We start from the raw sequence: 20952 nt of genomic DNA, 5'->3' as shown, positions 1-20952 counted from the left end.
CCACCCGCAGCGCGGGCTTACCTGGTAAAAACCATGACAACGAAACAAATTAACCTTCCGCACCTTGCGGAGTTGGTCTTTGGCGTGCCGCATTACGTATCACGACAAACGATGGACTCTGTAAAGGCGGTATTAATCCCCCGCATCCAGGGAACGGTCGAGAACACTGGCATCCAGTTAGCTCTGGACCCGGAGAAAGCACCAGCATCGGAGCAGGTACAGCCAGCCGGTGGCGTGGCCGTTATTCCTGTCCACGGATTGCTGGTAGCTCGTCGTGGGCAAATTACGCAGGCCTGCACAGAGCTAACCAGCTATGAGCGGATACGCAGCCAGTTGAACGCGGCATTAAACGATCCATCAATCAGCGAAATCGTGTTGGATATTAATTCCGGAGGCGGCGCGGCGGTGGGCTGTAAAGAGCTGGCCGACTATATCTATCAGTCTCGCGAGACGAAGCCCATCACGGCGATAGTGAACTACAGCGCTTATTCAGCCGCGTATTTCATCGCGTCGGCCTGCAGCAAAATCATAGTCAGCCAGACCAGTGGCGTAGGTTCTATCGGCGTGATTATGGAGCACCTGGATACGTCGAAGCTGGAAGAAAAAATGGGGCTGACATTTACCACGATCTTCAGGGGGGATAACAAAAATAACGGTACCCAGCATGAGCCGCTGAGTGAAGAGGCGCTGGGTATGTTCCAGGGGATGATCGATGAAATGTACGAGACGTTTACGGGTTCGGTTGCGGAATATCGCGGCCTTGGCCAGCAGGCTGTAATCGAAACGCAAGCGGGTCTGTATTTTGGCCCTGGTGCCGTTTCAGCAGGGCTGGCGGATGAAATCTCAGACCCTCAGTCGGCGATCAATGCTATTGCGGCGAAGTACAAAGCGCCTCAGAAAGCCAGTTCTATCAAGCTGCAGGCGGCAGCGATGGACCTGCAAACCCAAATGTAACCCGACGCAAACGCGTCACTACCAGAAAGCAGCCTTTGGGCTGCTTTTTTTATGTCTAAAAAAGAGAGAAAAACAATGCCACAGATTGAAGAATTGCGTCGTCAGCGTGCGGGTATCAACGAACAGGTTCAGGCCCTGGCAACCATTGAAGCGAACGGCGATACGCTGACGGCAGAGCAGCTTACCGAATTTGCGAACCTGCAACAGCAGTTCACCGATATCAGCGCCAAAATGGAGCGCATGGAAGCGGCAGAACGTGCAGCCGCGGTCGTCGCGAAGCCGGTTAAAGCGACCCAGCATGGCCCGGCAGTTATCGTCAAATCAGAGCCAAAGCAATACACCGGTGCCGGGATGACCCGCATGGTGATGTCTATTGCAGCGGCGAAGGGCGATCTGCGTGATGCGGCTGCGTTTGCCGCTGAAGAATTGAATGACCAGTCCGTATCAATGGCCATCTCAACGGCAGCGGGTTCTGGTGGCGCACTTATCCCGGAGAACATGCAAAATGAGGTCATTGAGCTGCTGAGTGATCGCACCATTGTCCGTAAGCTGGGTGCCCGTTCTATCCCACTGCCTAACGGTAATCTGTCGTTGCCGCGCTCAGCTGGTGGTGCAACGGCCAGCTACACCGGTGAAGGGAAGGATGCGAAAGCGTCTGAATCAAAATTCAACGACGTAAAACTGGCTGCAAAAACCATGATCGCGCTGGTACCGATTGCGAACCAGCTGATTGGTCGTGCTGGTTTTAACGTGGAGCAGCTGGTCCTGCAGGACATTCTGACCGCTATCTCCGTGCGCGAAGATAAAGCGTTTATGCGTGATGACGGTACCGAAGATACGCCAATTGGTATGAAGGCGCGCGCGACGCAGTGGAATCGCCTGCTGCCGTGGGAAGCCGCAGCAGAGATCAACCTTACAACGGTTGATGAATACCTGGATAAGGTTATTTTGATGGCGATGGATGGCAACAGCCTCATGATTAAGTGCGGTTGGGGTATGTCTAACCGCACCTACATGAAGCTGTTTGGCCTGCGTGACGGCAACGGGAATAAAGTCTACCCGGAAATGGCGCTGGGCATGCTGAAAGGCTATCCGATCCAGCGTACCAGCGCGATCCCGGTTAACCTGGGCGAAAGTGGCAAAGAATCGGAAATTTACTTTGCCGACTTCAACGATGTTGTCATCGGCGAGGATGGCTCCATGAAGGTCGATTTCTCCAAAGAGGCAACTTACAAAGATGCCGAAGGTAATCTGGTATCCGCCTTTGCCCGTAACCAGTCTCTGATTCGCGTTGTTGTTGAACACGATATCGGTTTCCGTCACCCGGAAGGGTTGGTGCTGGGTACCGGCGTCCTGTTCTAACCTATCCATCCACAGTAAATAAGGCCCGCATATGCGGGCTTTTCTGTTTCAGAGGCAGGAGGTAATAAATGGCAGGTAAAACAACGAAATCCGCAGCAGGCAAAGATGAGACAACGACTGATGCATCCCTGAATGCTTCCGGCACGAGTGGGGCTGCTGCTGAAGTGGCCAGCCGTAATACCGGTGACGACACCGTTGGTGCCGACGGTGGTAGCGGTGCGGAAGGCGGGGAAAGTACATCGGGGAGCGATGCCGACGCGCCCGTGGATGGCCCGGAAAATACCGGCACCAGTAAAAGTAAAAGTGAGCCGCAGGCCCCAGCGGAGGTAAAAGTGCCAGAACGTAAAGCCGTTGTGTTCCTCGGTCCGTATAGCCGTTATTCGCGTGGTGATATCGCGTGTTTTGAAAGTGATCACGCGGACGAACTGGTTTCTCGCCGCATTGCGGTATGGCCGAAAGATGCCAAACGCGCGATGGCACCGAAACCGGGAGATAACGACTTTGATACTGACATTGGTTGAAGTGAAAACCCAGCTTCGCCTGGAGTTGGATTTCACGGAGCATGACGCCATGCTCATGCAGATGGTTAATGCCGCACAACGGAGCATCGAGCGTGATTATTACTGCAAGTTAGTCACCAGTGATGAAGAGCTGCAGGCGCTCCCGGAGACGGTACGCGGATTCATTGCTGATGAAGATATTAAGCTGGCCATCCAGTATCTGGTCAGTGATGCATATCTGAATGGCCATACCGGGCAATGGCTGGAAACTACTGCTGTGAAACATCTCCTTTTCCCTATTCAGGAGCATACCGTATGAGCCTGAAACCGGGAGAGATGAACTGTCGTATCGCGATCGGCTATATCCAGTCTGGGCGAGGGCCGCTGGGTGAACCGCTACCGGAAACGCTGGTCGAGGTGGGAAAAGCCTGGGCGAAAGCTGAACTGGTATCGGGGCGAAAGGTCCGAACGCAGGATCAGGAGCAGGTGGTGGAAACCCGGTTATTTACGGTTTATCCGGGGGTTCTGGTCGATTTGGACTGGAAAATCACGACGAAAGATCTGGTTTACACCGTCCGGAATATCGATCGCAAAACGGACCAGATTATCATTACGGGGGAGGCGGACGGGCGGCATGATAGAACTGGCGATTAAAACTGCGCTGGAGCGTATCACCGGCCTGAATGCTTACCCGCTGCTGTTGCCGGATAACGAGCAGGAAGGCGTTACGTTTCAACGAATTTCAGACCCGGAGATGTACGCGGGAACACTGCGAACCGGACTCATTTCAGCACGATTTCAGGTGACGATTTACCGGATTGACGACTACACCGACCTCCTGCAGATGGACAAAAAAATCTGGTCTGAATGGAAAAAAATCGTGCATGGCCAGCTGGAAAATATCCCGGTTCAGTTCATTGAACGCAGCGGCATCCGGCAGGACAAAATGACGTTGACGAACCGCCGCAGTCAGTACCGCCTGATCCGCGATTTCATCATTCACTACGCGGAGGATACGTCGTGATACGAATGGAAGTGAAAGGGCTGGATGAGCTGGAGCGGCAGCTGATAGCCCTGGGAGAAAAAGTCGGTACGAAGATTTTGCGTGATGCTGGCCGGGAGGCGCTGAAGGTTGTTGAAGAGGACATGCGGCAGCATGCGGGCTTTGACGAAACGTCGACCGGGCAGCACATGCGGGATTCAATCAAAATCCGCTCTTCTACCCGAAAGGCCAAAGGGAACGCGGTTGTAACGCTCCGTGTTGGCCCCAGCAAGCAACACTATATGAAGGCGCTGGCGCAGGAGTTCGGCACGGTTAAACAGGTTGCAGACCCCTTTATTCGACCTGCTCTGGATTACAACGTCCAGACAGTTTTACGCGTCCTGACCGTGGAAATTCTAAACGGCATTCAAAACAGGTAGCGACCGCTACCGATTCATATAAGAGAGAACAATCATGGCTGAGAATCAGACATCGCCTGAGTATGCAATGCTGCCGGCAGGCACCATTGTGAAATACGGGGACCCCGGCGCGGCAGCCGCAGCGCTGAAACCTTTGGTTAACTGTAAAGCAGTGGGGGCTATGGGGCAGACCGGCGGTTTTGTCGACTGCACCACACTTATCGACAAGCAAAAACAATCCATCAGCGATCTGCCGGATGGCCCGGAGAAATCATTGGGCTTTATCGACGATCCGAAAAACACCGACTTTGCCGCGCTGCTTAACGCTGCCGATGCGCGTAAAACCATCCAGCTTTACGTTGAGCTGCCGAACGGACGAACGTCGACGATGTTGCTGGCGCTGTCTGGCTGGCAGATGAACGAAATCGCGGCACCAGCGAGCGAGGTCATTCAGATCACCGTCCAGGGAAAACAGAACAAAATCACCTGGGGCACCGTTGCAGTTGGCGGCGAATAAGCAGCATTACTATCCGTAACAGACAGCCACCTCCGGGTGGCTTTTTATTTTTAAGGACGACCCGTGAAAGATAAAAATTATGACCTGTCCGCGCTTAAATCCGCGCTGCTTAAATCAGTCCCAACGGTAGTGAAAACCGAATTGTTCGGCGCAACGGTCTATATCCGTCGCCTGACGGGGGATGAACTGATTAGCTACGAAGAAACAATGGCTGAGGCCGCAAAAACTGGCGTACCGCGTGAGGCATCGGAGCATTTAATTCAGATTGTCATCGATGCGCTGGTTCAGCCGGATGGAACCGCTATTCCCGATGAATTTAAACCCACGGCAGCCGAGTTGCTGAAGGCCCACGAAAACCCCGAACTGCTGGAAGCGGTGGACAAAGTGAAACGTCACTCCATCGGGACGCTGGAGGAAGCGGAAAAAAACTAAATGACTCGCCCTGGCTGGAGCTGATTTTCTGGCTGGCCGACCGCTGGGGCGAGCCTGACCCATCCAAAATCGCGGCACTTCCGGCAAACACCCTGTACCACTGGCGCGCCTTCTTCCTGAAACAAGGTATTTTCCGCCGTCCTGGCGATGAAAATGCGCCTCCTCCCAAAACCACACCTGCGCCATCCCGGACGACGATTAATGATGAATGCGCGGCAGTCATGAGGGCATTAATGTAATGGCAGACGTCGCATCTTTAGCGGTCGGGCTGCACCTTAACGCAGCCAGTTTTAAATCCCAGCTTCTGGGCGCGTATGGCGATGCGGAGAACCAGTCAAAACGGTTTAACCGCAATGCCCAGGCGGACGCGAAAAAGACGGAGGACGCCTATAAGAAGGTTGGCCTGTCGATATCCGGGATGGCCAGCAGGCTGGCGGGGCTGGCTGGGGCTGGCCTCTCTGTCAGCACGATCATCACAACGTCCAGGCAATACGGACAGGCATTATCAGACCTGCAGGCGATCACCGGTGCGACCGCCGGTGAAATGAAAGCGCTGGACCTGGCCGCGCAGGATATGGGGCGCACGACAGAGTACAGCGCCAGTCAGGCCGCTGAGGCGCTCAAGCTGATGGCATCGGCTAAACCGGAGTTGCTAAAAACGTCCGATGGCTTACAGCAGGCGACTAACAGCGCCCTGACCCTGGCGCAGGCCGCCGGAACGACGCTCCCGGATGCGACAAAAACGCTGGCGTTGTCGTTAAACCAGTATGGTGCGAGTGCGCAGGAGGCGGATCGTTATATCAACGTTCTGGCCGCTGGCGCGAAGTATGGCTCATCCGAAATCACGGATACGGCAGCGGCGATTAAAAACGGCGGTGTTGCCGCTGCGCAGACTGGCGTCGGTTTTGAGCAACTGAATGCGGCCATTCAGGTTCTGGCTGAGCGTGAAGTGAAGGGCGGAGAAGCGGGAACGGCGCTGCGTAACGTCATCCTGAATCTGGAAAAGGGAACAGATAAAACCCTCAAACCTTCGGTTGTTGGCCTGAGCCAGGCGCTCAATACGCTGGCAGGCAAGAACCTTTCAACGGCCCAGGCGGTGAAGCTGTTTGGCGTGGAAAACCTGAGCGCGGCTTCCATTCTCGTCCAGAATCGCTCAAAGGTTGATGAACTGACCGCCTCGTTAACCGGCACAAAAACGGCGCATGAGCAGGCGTCAATCAGGGTCAACAACCTGAACGGCGACCTGCTTGGGCTGAGCAGTGCGTTTGAAGGGATGGTGATTAAGATTGGCCAGAGCAGTAACGGTCCCCTTCGCAGCGGGATTCAGACCGCGACTGATGCGCTGAACGGCCTGGCGGATAACTTTAACACCGTCACCAGTATTGCGCTTTACAGCCTGATCCCGGTTCTGTCCACGAAGCTAACCGCAGGGCTTCGGGAAAATATCAGTGCCTGGCGGGAAAGCCAGGCGGCGGTAAAAGCGAGAGCGCTTGCCGATGCGGATATCGCCCGTAAAACACTGGATTCGACAGCCGCCATCCTGAAACAAAACGATGCCGAGTTTGGTCACTACCGGCAGATGGAGCGGACGGCTAAACAGTACGGGATGAATATCAGTTACCAGGACGAGTTTACCCGGCTTATCCGACAGGAAACTGAACAAACGAATCTGGCCAGCCAGGCGAAGTCTAAGCTGGCGGCAGCTAACCGGCAGGTGTCGATATCTGCCCGTGCGGCATCCGTTGCTGTAGGTCTGGCAAAAGGCGCGTTTAATTTAATTGGTGGCCCGTTCGGTGCCGCGATGCTGGCCGGTTCGGCCATTCTTTACTTTCATGAGAAAGCAAAAGAGGCGCGACAATCGGCCATTAATTTAAAAGACGCCGTAGTCGAAACCAGTGAAGCGCTGATGCGCCTCTCTCTTAATCAGTTAAATGTGAAGCAGTTCGACCTGAATGATCAGTATGAAAATCAGGTTGTTCAGCGGAACCAGTTGATAAAAGAGATTCAGGATGCCGACAGCCGCATCGATGGCCTCAAAAGCTTTGACCCCTTTGGCCAACTGGATGGGGTGACAAAAGACCAGACGCGAGCGCGGGCTGACCTCGATAGCGTTAATGAAGGATTGCGCAAGACAGAGGAAAATATCAAGCGCGTCAGTGACGCAAAAACACTGGCTCAGCTTGGACTATCCGGGAAAATAACGTCGCTGACTGACGATCTGAAAGGCGCGCTGAATAAGCCCGCCCAAGAGACCGGCGACGGAAATCCCTGGACCGGTGAGGGTGGTACCGGGAAAGGGAAGGGTGATAAAGCCAAACTTGACCAGTTCAAAACGCTGCGGCAACAAATTGAAGAAGCCCATGCCTCCAGCCTGGCCAGGATTAACCTGCAGGAGCAGGACAGCAACAGGGAGTTGAGGGAAGCGGCGCAGAAAAACGGAGCCAGTGATGCTGATCTGCAGCGCGCGCTCTTAATGAATGCGGAGAACTACCAGAAGCAGCGACTGGATCTGGCCGCGCAGTATTCACCCGCACAGGAAAGCTTACGTAAAGAGCAGGAGGTCAGCCGGGACCTTTCCGGGCTTTTCAAAGCCCGTCTGCTTACGGAAAAAGAGTACCAGACTGCCCGGATAACGCTGGCCAGAGAAACTGCGAAAGAGCTTTTGCAGGCGAAGGCCGATGAAATCGCCGCTCCTGAACTGGATATCGCCGGTGATGTTGATCCCCTGGTCGCGTTGAGCAATCAGTTAGCTCAACGGCAGGCATTACTGCAGGCGTACTACCAGGGCAGCGCGATCAGCAAAGACCAGTACGAAATGCTGATGCAGAAAGCGTCAAAAGAATCCGCTGATGCACAGTATCAGACCTCGCTGGAGCTGTATCGCTCGCAGGGTGAATTTCAGAGCCTGGCCGTTGGGTTATTTGAGACGACGTATGAGCGTTCAACCAACTTTTTAACGAGTACGCTGACACGAACTCAAAGCTTCAAGGAAAACATGGTTGGCCTGTTCTCCTCTCTGACACAGGCTGTCATTAAAAACCTGGTGGATATGGCCGCTCAGGCACTGGTTACCAGTTCCATCATGCAAACCATCATGGGCGTGGTAGGCATCGGGACCAGTATCGCAGGTGGGGCAGCTGACGCTGGCTCAGGAACGGCGATTCAGAATGCAGGCAGCAACTTCCAGTTTAACGCCAAAGGTGGCGTCTACGATTCCCCTTCATTAAGCGCTTACAGCAATCAGGTCCACGATACCCCGCAGTTCTTCGCCTTTGCTAAAGGCGCGGGCGTATTTGCCGAGGCGGGGCCAGAGGCCATTATGCCGCTGACGCGCGCCGGTGATGGCTCGCTGGGGGTGCGTGCGGTCGGCGGTGGACAGAATGCCAGCGCCACCGAAGGGCCAAAGGTCTGGATCTCTATCTCCGGTGATAAAACATCCACTGATAGCTCATCAGGTTTTGAGGAATTTGGTCAGCAAATTGGGTCATTCGTCGAGAAGAAATACCGCGAGCTGCAGGCGAAAGACATGCGTCCGGGTGGCGCTATCTGGAACGCCGTAAAAGGACAACGTTAATGACCATTGAGATATTTACCTGGAGTCCCCGAGTCAACCCTACGCAAACCGTCGATTTCCGTGTCAGAGAGGCGAAATTTGGTGACGGTTATACGCAGGTATCAGGGGATGGATTAAATACCCGGTCACAGGAATGGGAACTGAATTTTGTCGGTACCGAGGATTATATCCGCCCGATAAAGCAGTTCCTGGACCGGCACAAAGGTACAAAGTCATTTCAGTGGACCCCGCCTCTTGAAGATGTGGGGCTTTTCCGCTGCAAGCAATATAAACCAGTACCGATGGGTGGGGGGAACTACTCCCTGTCGGCAACCTTTATTCAGGGATTTAAACCATGAGCCTTAATGCAAATTACCAGAAGCTTGAGCCAGGCGATTCAATTCAGTTTCTGGAAATTGATGGCCGCGCGTTCAACATGGATGAGGTCTTGTATTTCCACGGCTATAACGTTCCGCACTCAGCCGAGGAAATTATCGCCGCCGGTGGCGATGAATCAGAATTGCCTGCCAAAAGTATCTGGTGGCAGGGTACCGAATATAAAGCCTGGCCATGCGAACTGGACGGTGTTGAATCCTCCACTACAGGCAGCGATGCACAACCGACGCTGCGGGTAGGTAACATCGATGGTTCTATATCCGCGCTGTGTTTGCATTATGACGATATGGCAATGGCGCGGGTCATCATCCATGAGACGCAGAAGCAGTACCTGGATGCGCGCAACTTCCCTGAAGGTAACGCCAACGCAGACCCGACGCAGGAAAAGCGCCAGCTATTTTTTATTGACGCCAAAAGCCTCGAAACCGATACGACGGTAGAATTTACCCTTTCAAGTCCGATGGATCTTCAGGGAATGATGATACCTACCCGGCAATATCATTCGGTTTGCACCTGGTGTATCCGCAACAAATACCGTAGCGGCGATGGCTGCGATTATGCCGGTACAAAGTATTTCGATAAGAACAACAAACCGGTCGATGACCCGTCACGGGATGTCTGCAACGGGACGCTCACGGCGTGCAAATTGCGCTTTGGTGAAAACAACGAACTACCGTTCGGAGGCTTCCCCGGTACCAGCCTTATCAGGAGCTGATATGCGACAGAAAACGATTAAGGCGATGCAGGCCCATGCCGCCGCTGACTACCCGCGCGAGGCCTGTGGAGTGATCGCGCAGAGGGGCCGTGTTGAGCGCTATTTCCCGTGCCGGAATCTGGCCAGTGAGTCGAATGATAATTTCGTTCTGGCCCCGGAGGATTACGCAGAGGTTGAGGACTGGGGAACGATCATCGGTATTGTTCACAGTCATCCAGATGCGACCACGCAACCCAGCGAACTGGATAGGGCGCAGTGCGATGCCACGCAGGTGCCGTGGCATATTATTAGCTGGCCAGAGGGTGACCTTCGCACTATTCTCCCGCGTGGCGAGCAACCCCTCCTTGAACGACCGTTTGTGCTCGGCCATTACGATTGCTGGGGGCTGGTGATGAGCTATTTCCGGCAGACCCACGGCATCGAGTTGCACGATTACCGCGTTGATTATCCCTGGTGGGAGAATGACTATCCCGAAAATTTTTACCATGATTGCTGGTATGAATGCGGATTCCGTGAATTTGATGGCCCGCCGCAGCCAGGTGACATGGTGATCATGCAGGTACAGGCCGATAAATGGAACCACGCCGGGATTTTACTGGAAGGAAATATGTTGCTGCATCACCTGTATGGCCATCTCAGCCAGCGGGTGCCGTATGGTGGATATTATCTCGACAGGACGATGAAAATCGTCCGATACCATTCTCTGTGTTAGTCTTTTGCTGAATTTTAACTAAAAGCAAAAGGGACGCTGATATGAAAAAAATTGTACTAGCTTTAGTGATTTTTGGAATGACTGGATGTGCAACGAAACCAGTAACAAATGAGCAGGCTAAAAATATACCTTCTAAACAAATTTTAAACTCATCGCTTCTTTCTAAAAAAGAAGGTACGGGTGAAGTGATCATAAAGCGAGATTCAGGTTTTATGGGAAGCGCTTGTATGACACGAGTTTATATTGATGGTAAAGAAATTGCTGATTTGGATACGGCGGAAAAAGTGGTGGTTTATCCGGTAACTGGTGAGCATATCTTTAGTGCCTGGCCGAAAGGGGTATGTGGTGGGGGGATGAGTGAGCAGTCAGGAAAAGTTACCGAAGATAAAACGTTAATGTATCGTATTGGATATGGGACCAATGGTGATTTTGGAATATACCCCACAGCATTTTGATTTACCTTTGTTAACGAAGGCCGCCAGATGGCGGCTTTTTTTGGGGGGGGGATAATGCAAGAAGTAATGACGCGAATTGAATTAAGCGGCTCACTAGGTAAAAGATTTGGGAAAACTCATCATCGGTTAATCTCTACTGTTCATGAAGCAGGTATGGCATTGGCAAAAACAATACCAGGATTCGAAAGTTTCATGATATCCAGTAAGGGGCGAGGATTAACATATGCAGTATTTAAAGATGAGAAAAACATCGGAATTGATAATTTAGGTTTTCCCGTTTCCGGTGAGGTAATTCGTATCGTACCAGTGATTATCGGGAGTAAAAAATCAGGCATTTTCCAAACAATTTTAGGGGCGGTATTAGTCGTTGTTGGTGCAGTTGTTAACTGGTGGACTGGTGGTACAGTAGGGACTCCTATCATGCAGTTCGGTGCGGCAATGGCGCTAGGCGGCGTTGTCCAGATGCTATCCCCGCAGCCAGCAGGCCTGGCCCGTAAAGAATCTCCGGATAACAAAGCCAGTTATGCCTTTGGTGGCGTGACCAATACTGCTTCACAGGGCTATCCGGTTGGCCTTCTCTATGGTAAACGGCGAATTGGCGGAGCAATTATTTCCGCCGGTATTTATGTCGAAGACCAGCAATAAATAATCAGTCAGTAATCTCTTCTAATTCAGGCCACCTTGCGGTGGCTTTTTTTATGGACGCGATATGGCAAATAACATAATTAAAGGGCGCAAGGGTGGCGGCTCCAGTCAGCGTACACCGACGGAACAGCCAGACGATTTACAGTCTGTAGCAAAAGCCAAAATTCTTATCGCATTAGGTGAGGGGGAATTTGCGGGAGGGTTAACGGGTAAAGACATTTATCTTGACGGCACTCCACTTGAAAATGCGGATGGTTCTGAAAACTTCCCAGGGGTTGTGTGGGAGTTTCGCCCAGGCACGCAGGCCCAGACATATATTCAGGGTATTCCCGGAACAGAAAATGAAATAAGCGTCGGAACGGAAGTTTCCAGTGTTACAGCCTGGACTCATACGTTTACTAATACCCAGCTTTCTGCCGTTCGTGTTCGCCTGAAATGGCCGTCTCTGATGAAGCAGGAAGACGATGGCGATGTAGTGGGGAATACCGTCAAATATGCGCTGGATCTGCAGACGGATGGCGGTGCCTGGCAGACCGTACTGCAAACAGCGGTCACAGGCAAAACCACCTCCGGCTATGAGCGAAGCCACCGTATCGACCTGCCGCTGGCGGGCAGCACCTGGACCCTGCGCCTGCGGAAAATTACGCCTGACGCCAATAGCGTCAAAATTGGCGATGTGATGACGCTGCAGAGCTATACCGAAGTGATTGATGCGAAGCTGCGTTATCCTCATACAGCCCTGCTTTATGTCGAGTTCGATTCCAGGCTGTTTAATGGTTCGATCCCTCAGATTTCCTGCGAGCCGCGCGGGCGTGTCGTCCGCGTACCGGATAACTACAACCCCGATACGCGTGAATACACCGGCACGTGGACCGGCGGGTTTAAATGGGCGTGGACGGATAACCCGGCCTGGATTTATTACGATATTGTTGTCGAGGAACGCTTTGGTCTAGGTAACAGGCTGACCAGCGCTAATATCTCAAAATGGACGCTATACCAGATTGCACAGTACTGCGACCAGTTGGTTCCGGATGGAAGAGGGGGCGACGGTACGGAGCCTCGTTATCTCTGTAACGTTTATGTCCAGGAACGCAATGACGCCTATACCGTGCTGCGCGATTTCGCGGCTATTTTCCGGGGGATGACCTGCTGGAGTGGCGAGCAGATTGTTGTGCAGGCTGATATGCCGCGCGATGTTGATTTCAACTATACGCGCGCGAATATTATCGGTAGTCCTCGTTATTCAAGCAGTACCAGTAAGGCCCGGTACACTAATGCTCTGGTTTCGTGGTCTGACCCGGATAATGCGTATGCTGATGCGATGGAGCCGTCCTTTATCCCGGAACTGGTTTCCCGCTACAGCTTTAACCAGCTGGAAGTGACAGCCGTCGGGTGTACGCGGCAGAGTGAAGCCCATCGCAAAGGGTTATGGGGCATTCTGACCAATAACAAAGATCGCATGGTCGAAATTGATGTCGGTCTGGACGGCAAAATCCCGCAGCCGGGTTACATCATCGCGCTGGGCGACGAACGTCTGGCCGGGCGAGTTAATGGCGGTCGTATCAGCGCGGTGAATGGTCGGGTCATCACGCTTGACCGGGATATCGATGCAAAAGAAGGTGATCGCCTGCATCTGAATCTGCCATCGGGGATTTCCCAGGCCCGGACCATTCAGTCGGTGAATGGTAACCGGCAGGTGACGGTCACCACGGCATACAGCAAGACACCAGAGGCGGAATGTGTCTGGATCGTCGAATATACCGATTTGGTGGCGCAGCAGTATCGAGTCATTGGCGTAAAAGACAATAATAACGCCACGTTTACCATCACCGGCGTGGCCCACGACCCGGATAAATTCCCGCGAATTGATACCGGTGCGATCATCGACCAGCGCCCGATTAGCGTTATTCCGCCAGGCAACCAGGCTCCGCCTGATGGCATCCTCCTGACGTCCTTCTCCGTGGTGAATCAGGGTATCAGCGTCGAAACCCTGCAGGCCAGTTGGGATGCAGTGAAAAACTCTATCGCCTATGAGGCGCAGTGGCGTCGCAATGACGGTAACTGGATTAATGTGCCGCGCAGCTCGACCACCTCGTTTGAAGTCAGCGGCATTTATGCCGGTCGTTATCTGGCCCGTGTCCGCGCAATCAACGCAGCAGAGGTATCGAGCGGCTGGGCCTACTCGGAAGAGAAAACTCTGACCGGGAAAGTCGGCGAGCCGCTGCCGCCGTTGGCACTGACGACCGCTTCATTGACCGCCGGTATCGAGATCCGCTGGGAGTTCCCTGAAGGCGCAGAGGATACCCAACGAACCGAACTGCAGTACAGCCCGGACCAGAGCGGAAATGGTGCGATGCCATTGACCGATTTAGCTTACCCTGGCAAAAAGTATCAGCAAATGGGCCTGCAGATCGCCACGCAGTTCTGGTACCGCGCACGGCTGGTAGACCGTCTGGGTAATGCCTCTCCGTGGACCGGCTGGGTGCAGGGAATGTCCAGCGATAACGTTGATGATTATTACCAGCAACTCGACGATGCGCTTAAAGGCTCAGATACCTATGAGGAACTGAATAAAGGTATCCAGGACAACAGCGCCGCCGCTGATGCTGCACAGGAAGCTGCAGACGCCGCCCAGGGAACCGCTGACCAGGCGGCGAAAGACGTTGCCGCCCAGGGTGCTATTGTCACGCAACAGGGCAAAGACCTGGCCACCAACATCTCCAAGACGAACGACACAACCAACAAGCTGGCGCAGGAAGTGAAGGATCGCGCTGCTGGCGATACCGCCACGGCGCAGAAAGCGGCCAGCGATACCGCTGCAGCGGTGGCGAAAGCAGAAACCGACGATGCCGCTCTGGCGAAGCAGGCCGCCGATAATCTGCTGAGTGCTAAACGCGAAGTCGAAGCGGCGATTGAGACGACGAACGTCACCATGCAGGACGGCTTTGACAGCCTGGCGCAGCAGGTCGCGTCGATTTCAGCCGGTACCGGCGAGCAGTTCGACAGCCTCAAAATCTGGTATTTCGACAAGGACAACGAGGGCTGGAGTTCTGACGACGGCGGGGTAAAACCACTCCCGACAACCGACGATGGGTGGATTCTTCCTGCTGAGTCTATTTCGACCATGCGCAGCCCGTCCGGCACTGGCACGCTGATTGACGGCAGCGCTTATAAGTACATCCGCCTGCGGATCAAGAAAGTCGGCAACCCGGCATGGGGCGGTCGGCTGTACTGGATTGGCGCTGACGAGACCGGCTGGACTGAGGGACGCCGCCTGGTACTACCTGCACCGGATTTTGACCCGTCCACCAGCATCAGCACTATTGCGATTACTGATATTCCGTGGCAGGCATCCGGCACCATTCGTCGCCTGCGCCTCGACTTCTCGCAAGGCGGAGTCGCTGACGCAGATAACTATTATGCGGTTGACTGGCTGGCCGTTGGCCGTCCGACCCCTGGCGCGTCGCAGGCGCAAATTCAGGATCTGAAAACGGCGATGACCGCCGCTGATTCAGCTGAAGCGCTGGAGCGCAACCAACTGGCAGTGCAGCTGCGCGGCAATGAGGAAGGAACCGACCCGGATAAACTGGTTTCAGGCCTTATTTTCGAAGAGCGGAAGGTCCGCGTGACGGCTGAGAAGGCCATCGGCTCCCGTGTGGATACGTTGCGTGTTGATTACGATAAGTCCACGGCATCGGCCAGCCAGCGCATGGATACGCTGGCAAGCGACCTGCAGTCGACAGCCTCAAAAACGGATCAGGTAGCAGCGGACCTTGTTTCAGCGAACGGAGTGATTGCCGGCCATACACTGGCCATCCAGAAAATCGAGGGTGATGTTCAGACCATCGATGGCAAAGTTCAGGCCAACGCCAGCCAGATTGCCGGGGTGGAATCGAAGGTCGATAACATCCGAATCGGCGGCGTAAACCTGATACCCAACTCCGGGGAACTGACCGGCAAAACGCCATCAGCAACCGAACGTTACCGGGGGAACGCGGTCCGCATTCTGACGCGAGCCGCCGGAGCGAACGACTTCGCCGTCCTCGACTACACGCTGGCCGCGCCGGTTGATGGTACCGAGTATGTTCTTTCGTTCTATGCGAAAGCGAAAACAGACAAGACGCCGGTCCGTTGTTTCCTGAATACGCCGGATGCCACTCTTCATGCTGAAACCAGCCAGGGCGTTATTGTGGAGCGTCCAGCCGGGTACAACGGTGATGTGACCGTGACGCTTTCCACGTCCTGGAGCCGCTATTGGGTTAAATACAAACGCAAGCCGGGCTTGTCCGGGTCGGCGTATCTCGTTGTTGCCCGACTCGACGGCGCAGCTGCAGCGCGCGAAGCGTGGATCAGTTCTCCGATGTTTGAATCCGGTAACGTTGTGAGCGACTGGAGCCAGGCACCGGCAGACAGCGCCAGCTCGGATGCCGTCCAGCAACTGACGACCCGCGTCACGACCGCCGAGAATACGCTGACCACCACGGCGCAGCAGACGACGGCGCTTAAGTCGCAGATTACGACCGGCAACCTTCTGCTGAATGGCGACCTGATTAATAAAGCTGATAACTGGCAGCTTTCCGGCACCGGCGCGGGTGCTCCGGTCTATGATGCGGTGATGAAAGGTCTCACCACGACCGAGCCGGCGATGCGGATCGCCAACGGGACAAAAATTCCGGTAGAGGCCGGGCAGGTACTGACGCTCACCTTTGGATTCAAAACTGACGATGCGGCGATCGGTATCGGGACCCAGAATTTCACGATGGGCCTGATTGAAAATTGGGGGAACCCGACCACCTGGCTTGCCCTCGACAACAACTGGTTTGCAGGTATCACCACCGGCTACCAGACCCGAACGTTGACGTTCACGATCCCGAATGACTTCAAAGGGAAATGGTGTTACCTGCGCATGGCATGTGGAGGATGGACACCGTCGACCGCTCGCGTTTACCTGCAGGGATTTATGTTGACCGCATCAAACGGAATCGCCGGTAAAGCAGAAGCATCGGCGGTGCAGGATCTGCAGTCACAGGTTACAAAGAACGGTACCGATATTGCCACCAACGCCAACGCGATCACCAGCCTGGGTGGCCGTATTGATGCCACTAACGCCGAGGTCGCCAAAAAAGCTACGACCGCAGCCCTCGACAGCTTAAAGGCTACCGTTACACAGCAGGGTAAGGACATTACCGCTCAGGCGGAGCGGACAACGTCGTTATCCAACACCGTTAACCAGAATAAGCTAAATACCGATTCTGCTATTGCGGCAAACGGCCAGGCGATTTCTGGTTTATCGCAAACAGTTTCACAGCAGGGCGACCGCATCACCAGCCAGGGCCAGCAGATCACGCAGGTCAGCAATAAAATCGATACGGTGAATACCGACCTCGGCAAGCGGATTGACCAGAAGGCCGATAACGCGACAGTACAGAACCTCAGCGCCACGGTGACCCAGCAGGGCAAGGATATTACGGCAGCGAACCAGGCAATCACCAGCCTGAAGGGGCGTGTTTCAACGGTTGAGGAAGGGCTGGCCAAAGCGGCCACCGCCGATGCTGTTAGCAAGCTGGATACGCGGGTTACCAGCACTGAGGGAAAACTGGAATCGCAGGGGACAGCGATTACCGGGATTAACGTTGCGCTGAACGCGCAGACTGCCACCGGTGGTGATTACATCCTGAACCCGACATTTGACCCTGCATACAGCTCGATGGGGTTTACTGTGGTCGATACCGTGGATAATGCCACCGATGATGGCGTCCCGTATGACCCGGATGTTCCGGCGGGTGCTCCACGCCGCTACGTTGCAAAACTGGCAGGACGTGATCACCAGTTGAATACAAAGCCGTGGCCAGTAAAAGGCGGGCAGACGTTTGAAATATCGGTCTGGATAGCGGCTAAGGCAGGCGCAACGGCGAACTTTAACGTCTATATTGGCCGGGCTACCAGCCCTAACAATGGGGCAGTGGCAGACACCTCGCGCGGGAATATCTCGCCATCTCAGACCTGGCAGGAACTTAGATTCCGGTTCACCGTTGCGAAAGGGTCCACGATGGAGCAGTACGGATATATGCGCCCCTTCCTGCAGATTAATCAGACCTCGCCGTTCGGCTCTGTCTGGTATGCGACTGATTTCCATGTCCGGGAGATTACCGCCGCGCAGGGTGCACAGACTGCTGCCGACGCAGCCGCCGGTGCCGTCACCCAACTGGACGCCAAAGTGACTCAGCAGGGGAATACCATCACCAGCCAGGGCCAGGCCATTACGGCCATCACTGGTCGCGTGTCGAACCTTGAATCAGGGCAGAGTGCGAACAGCAGCGCAATCCAGGACCTGACGCAACGAACAACGATTGCGGAAGGGAAAATTGAAACAAACAGCCAGGCGATCACCTCCGTCACCGGTGCGGTGAATGCAATGCTCAATCGCGGTGAGAACCTGGTCAACGATTTTAATTTTATGAGCGGTTCGGCGCTGTGGGGCGTCCAGGGGAATACACGTAACAAGGTGGAGTTTGGCGACTTTGGCGACGGCAAACCCGGCGTCCAGATGACGCAGCTCGACAGCACGTTGTATACCGGTCTCTTTGCTAACAAGAAAACACCGCTGCCGCACAATACCCCACGCCGCTACCAGGTCATCGTTAAAGCTAAGGGGATCTCCGGCGCGATGAATTTTATGGTTCGCCGGTTTAACTACCAGGGAAATGTGGCCGGGACCTATGACAATCGCCAGTTCACCGCCACGGATATCTGGGCGACGTACTCCGCTGAGTTCAGTGCGCCATCGTCGGCGGCGGTCGATGGTTCTGTTTTTGCACTCTACTGCTACCCGAACGCGGCGGTCCTTCAGATTGATTACATCGCTATCTATGACATCACTGATGCCGTGGCCATCGACGCGAATACGTCTGCGGTCATGCAGCTGCAGCAGACGGTCACGCAGCAGGGGAAAGATATTGCTGCGAATGCCAGCGCCACCACCGCCGTTTCAGCAAGCCTGAAGGCGGCAATGGCTGATGTGGATAACAAAATCCAGGGCAACCTTGTATTAAACGCCGGGTTTGAGCGCGACTTCGACAACTGGACCGCACCAGCATCCGCGACGATTATGCAGGCCCAGAATCCTCATAGCGGTAGCAAGATCGTTAAGTACGGCTCAGCCGCTTCAACGACCCTGTTATTGAGTAATACCGCCATTGCTGTCGTTAAGGGGCGAACGTACAAGTTTGGTGCATTCCTGCGCTCGAAAACAGGCTCGTCCATGCCGTCTGGTTCGGAGGCAAATAACAAGGTCCGCTTTGCCTACGCCGATAGCTCTGGGATTTTCGAGGCGCGATTTAACCCGGCCACAATGCCGATCGTCTGGACGGAGTACAGCAACACGTATACGGCCACCAAAGACGGCGCAATGACGATCAGCGTCAACGCGTTTTTGAACGCGGGCGAAATTTACATCGACGATGTGTACGTTATCGACATCACTGACCGGGTCGATCTCGATGCCACCGCCGGAGCCGTATCACACCTGCAGTCGACCGTCACGCAGCAGGGCAAAGATATTGCCTCTAATGCCAGCGCGATCACGTCGGTCAACGCCTCGATCGGTACGCTGCAGAGCCAGGGGTTAAACCCCTGGTGCGATGGTTCCTTTGAATCGTACACCGCAAACCAGCAGTTAGGCAGCGGCTCGCTGGCGCGAGTGTCGACCGATGTTTTCCGTAATGGACAGAAGTCTCTCAAAATCACGCGTAACAACGGTGAGACCGGCAACAGCGATAAGATGATCGGCAACTGGCTTGCTGTTCGCGGAGGCGGTAAGTATCGGTTTTCGCTCTGGGCCTATATGGCCAGTGATATGTCAACGCCGAACGGGTGGAACGTATCAGTAGGCCTCTACGCTCGAGGAGAGAATGGTGGTGCTAATCAGTGGACAGAAGCCGTCCGTATCTCGGAGACAAACATCTCGCGCGGTAAATGGGTTCTCCTGACCGGTGTGGCGACCGTTGGTACCGACCGCAGCATTGCGCAGCTGTGGGTATCCACCAAAGGGCCGAGCGGTGGAACCGGATATTCGTTGTATCTGGATGACATCAGCATTGTCGATGTGACTGATGCTCAGGAGGCGCAGGATACCGCCACCGGCACGGCTAACGCTGTTACCCAACTCACCGCCACGGTTACCCAGCAAGGGAAGGATATCACCGCCCAGGCAGGGCAAATAACCAGCCTCGGTTCGCGTGTGGGCGATGCAGAGTCGCGGATCACTAATCAGGATGAAACCATTGCGGCTAATGGCCTGGCGATGGCAAATGGCTTCAGCCAGATGCGTAGCATGATTGGCGACAACAGCGCCGCGATCACCACGACGAACAAAACTGTTGCCGATCTGGAAAAATCAACCACGGAGCAGGTCACAACCCTGACCTCTCAGGTCGGGGATATGTCTGCGACCGTTCAGCAGACGGCATCCACCGTGGCAGATTTAAACGGGAAATTGGGCGCTCAGTGGGGCGTGAAGGTGAATACGTCTAACGGTGGTAAGAACTATGTTGCGGGTATCCAGTTGGGTATCAACGGCAGTGGGCAATCACAGTTCCTGGTACAGGCAGACCAGTTCGGCGTTTATGTACCTAACGGAGACACAAACAATCTGGTCTTCGGTACTGACGGGAACGGCGCTTATATGCAGCAGGCGATGGCGCGCAACCTGGTTATTGATTTTGCCCAGATCACTAACAACATCCAGTCTACAAACTATGTAGACGGTTCTCAGGGTTGGGCTATCAACAAGAGCGGTGGTGCGCAGTTCAACAATGCGATATTCCGTGGCCATATCGAGGCGAGCAGCGGAACGTTCAAAGGAACCCTGGAAGCGCAAAACTTTATTGGTGATATCGCTGTTGCTCGTCGTTACGACGACATGACATTTCGCCGTAACAACACAGTGACAAGAAATGGGGCATATCAGAATCGAGGATACGGGATGACGATTGTCCTGTCCTGTACGCTGATTTATCAGCTTCTCGGCGCTGGCAATGCGTCGCAAAGTTACTATGTCGACATCACGTTTAATATCGGCGGCCAGGAAGTAACCCGCCGTTTCTTCGCTAACGGCAACATGTCCACTCCAGGCAATTATGCACAAGAGTTCCGTTTTGCGGCGAACCTTGCGGCTGATTATAACAATGTCAGCTTCTTCGTCAGAGCTTCGGGGCGTGATACAGGCTGGGATTATCAGTGCTCGATAGAGAACATTACCGCGACCGCATTCCGTACCAATAGCAACAGTTTTAGTTAAAGGAGACGGGCC

Annotated in this window: 16 protein-coding genes; all 16 read left to right on the top strand. The window is 54.3% G+C overall.

Going from position 1 to position 20952, the window contains the following annotated elements; all coding sequences use genetic code 11:
* Window positions 1–33: 33 nt before the first annotated feature.
* A complete protein-coding gene (locus GVK32_RS06265) occupies window positions 34–954 on the top strand; it encodes a S49 family peptidase (protein ID WP_159867248.1) in 921 nt (306 codons plus the stop codon).
* Window positions 955–1029: 75 nt separating this feature from the next.
* A complete protein-coding gene (locus GVK32_RS06260; protein WP_159867245.1) occupies window positions 1030–2316 on the top strand; it encodes a phage major capsid protein in 1287 nt (428 codons plus the stop codon).
* A gap of 68 nt (window positions 2317–2384) precedes the next feature.
* On the top strand, window positions 2385–2837 hold the full coding sequence (locus GVK32_RS29070; RefSeq protein ID WP_159867242.1) for a hypothetical protein: 453 nt from the start codon (window positions 2385–2387) through the stop codon (window positions 2835–2837).
* Complete coding sequence (locus tag GVK32_RS06250) at window positions 2818–3135, top strand: head-tail connector protein (RefSeq protein ID WP_159867239.1); 318 nt, start codon at window positions 2818–2820, stop codon at window positions 3133–3135. Before GVK32_RS29070 ends, GVK32_RS06250 begins: the two co-directional genes overlap by 20 nt.
* Window positions 3132–3470 (top strand): head-tail adaptor protein, encoded by a 339-nt coding sequence (locus GVK32_RS06245; protein ID WP_159867236.1) that lies wholly within the window; start codon window positions 3132–3134, stop codon window positions 3468–3470. Before GVK32_RS06250 ends, GVK32_RS06245 begins: the two co-directional genes overlap by 4 nt.
* The gene (locus GVK32_RS06240; protein ID WP_141649630.1) at window positions 3451–3840 is read left to right on the top strand and encodes a hypothetical protein; all 390 of its coding nucleotides are present in this window, start codon (window positions 3451–3453) and stop codon (window positions 3838–3840) included. The genes GVK32_RS06245 and GVK32_RS06240 overlap by 20 nt, the downstream gene beginning before the upstream one ends.
* Before the next feature lie 5 nt (window positions 3841–3845).
* Complete coding sequence (locus GVK32_RS06235) at window positions 3846–4238, top strand: HK97-gp10 family putative phage morphogenesis protein (RefSeq protein WP_227697819.1); 393 nt, start codon at window positions 3846–3848, stop codon at window positions 4236–4238.
* A gap of 34 nt (window positions 4239–4272) precedes the next feature.
* On the top strand, window positions 4273–4734 hold the full coding sequence (locus GVK32_RS06230) for a phage tail protein (RefSeq protein ID WP_159867230.1): 462 nt from the start codon (window positions 4273–4275) through the stop codon (window positions 4732–4734).
* A 63-nt stretch (window positions 4735–4797) separates the two neighbouring features.
* The gene (locus tag GVK32_RS06225; RefSeq protein ID WP_128320817.1) at window positions 4798–5166 is read left to right on the top strand and encodes a phage tail protein; all 369 of its coding nucleotides are present in this window, start codon (window positions 4798–4800) and stop codon (window positions 5164–5166) included.
* Window positions 5167–5404: 238 nt separating this feature from the next.
* Window positions 5405–8740 (top strand): phage tail tape measure protein, encoded by a 3336-nt coding sequence (locus GVK32_RS06220; RefSeq protein WP_159867227.1) that lies wholly within the window; start codon window positions 5405–5407, stop codon window positions 8738–8740.
* On the top strand, window positions 8740–9078 hold the full coding sequence (locus tag GVK32_RS06215; RefSeq protein ID WP_159867224.1) for a phage tail protein: 339 nt from the start codon (window positions 8740–8742) through the stop codon (window positions 9076–9078). Before GVK32_RS06220 ends, GVK32_RS06215 begins: the two co-directional genes overlap by 1 nt.
* Window positions 9075–9830, top strand: coding sequence for a phage minor tail protein L (locus GVK32_RS06210; protein ID WP_159867221.1), 756 nt, complete (start codon window positions 9075–9077; stop codon window positions 9828–9830). The genes GVK32_RS06215 and GVK32_RS06210 overlap by 4 nt, the downstream gene beginning before the upstream one ends.
* Window position 9831: 1 nt before the next feature.
* Complete coding sequence (locus tag GVK32_RS06205) at window positions 9832–10542, top strand: C40 family peptidase (RefSeq protein ID WP_159867218.1); 711 nt, start codon at window positions 9832–9834, stop codon at window positions 10540–10542.
* A 41-nt stretch (window positions 10543–10583) separates the two neighbouring features.
* Entirely contained in the window at window positions 10584–10997 is a 414-nt protein-coding gene (locus GVK32_RS06200) for a hypothetical protein (protein WP_159867215.1), read from the top strand.
* 54 nt (window positions 10998–11051) lie between these two features.
* Window positions 11052–11642 carry a tail assembly protein gene (locus GVK32_RS06195; protein ID WP_159867212.1) on the top strand — a complete coding sequence of 197 codons (591 nt, stop codon included), beginning with the start codon at window positions 11052–11054 and terminating at the stop codon, window positions 11640–11642.
* A gap of 64 nt (window positions 11643–11706) precedes the next feature.
* On the top strand, window positions 11707–20940 hold the full coding sequence (locus GVK32_RS06190) for a carbohydrate binding domain-containing protein (protein ID WP_227697815.1): 9234 nt from the start codon (window positions 11707–11709) through the stop codon (window positions 20938–20940).
* Window positions 20941–20952: the final 12 nt, after the last annotated feature.

The organism is Klebsiella sp. 18074 (assembly GCF_902705905.1).
GTDB lineage: Bacteria > Pseudomonadota > Gammaproteobacteria > Enterobacterales > Enterobacteriaceae > Klebsiella > Klebsiella terrigena.
Note: the sequence above shows the minus strand (reverse complement) of the source record. Positions and strands in the feature narration are given on the sequence as shown.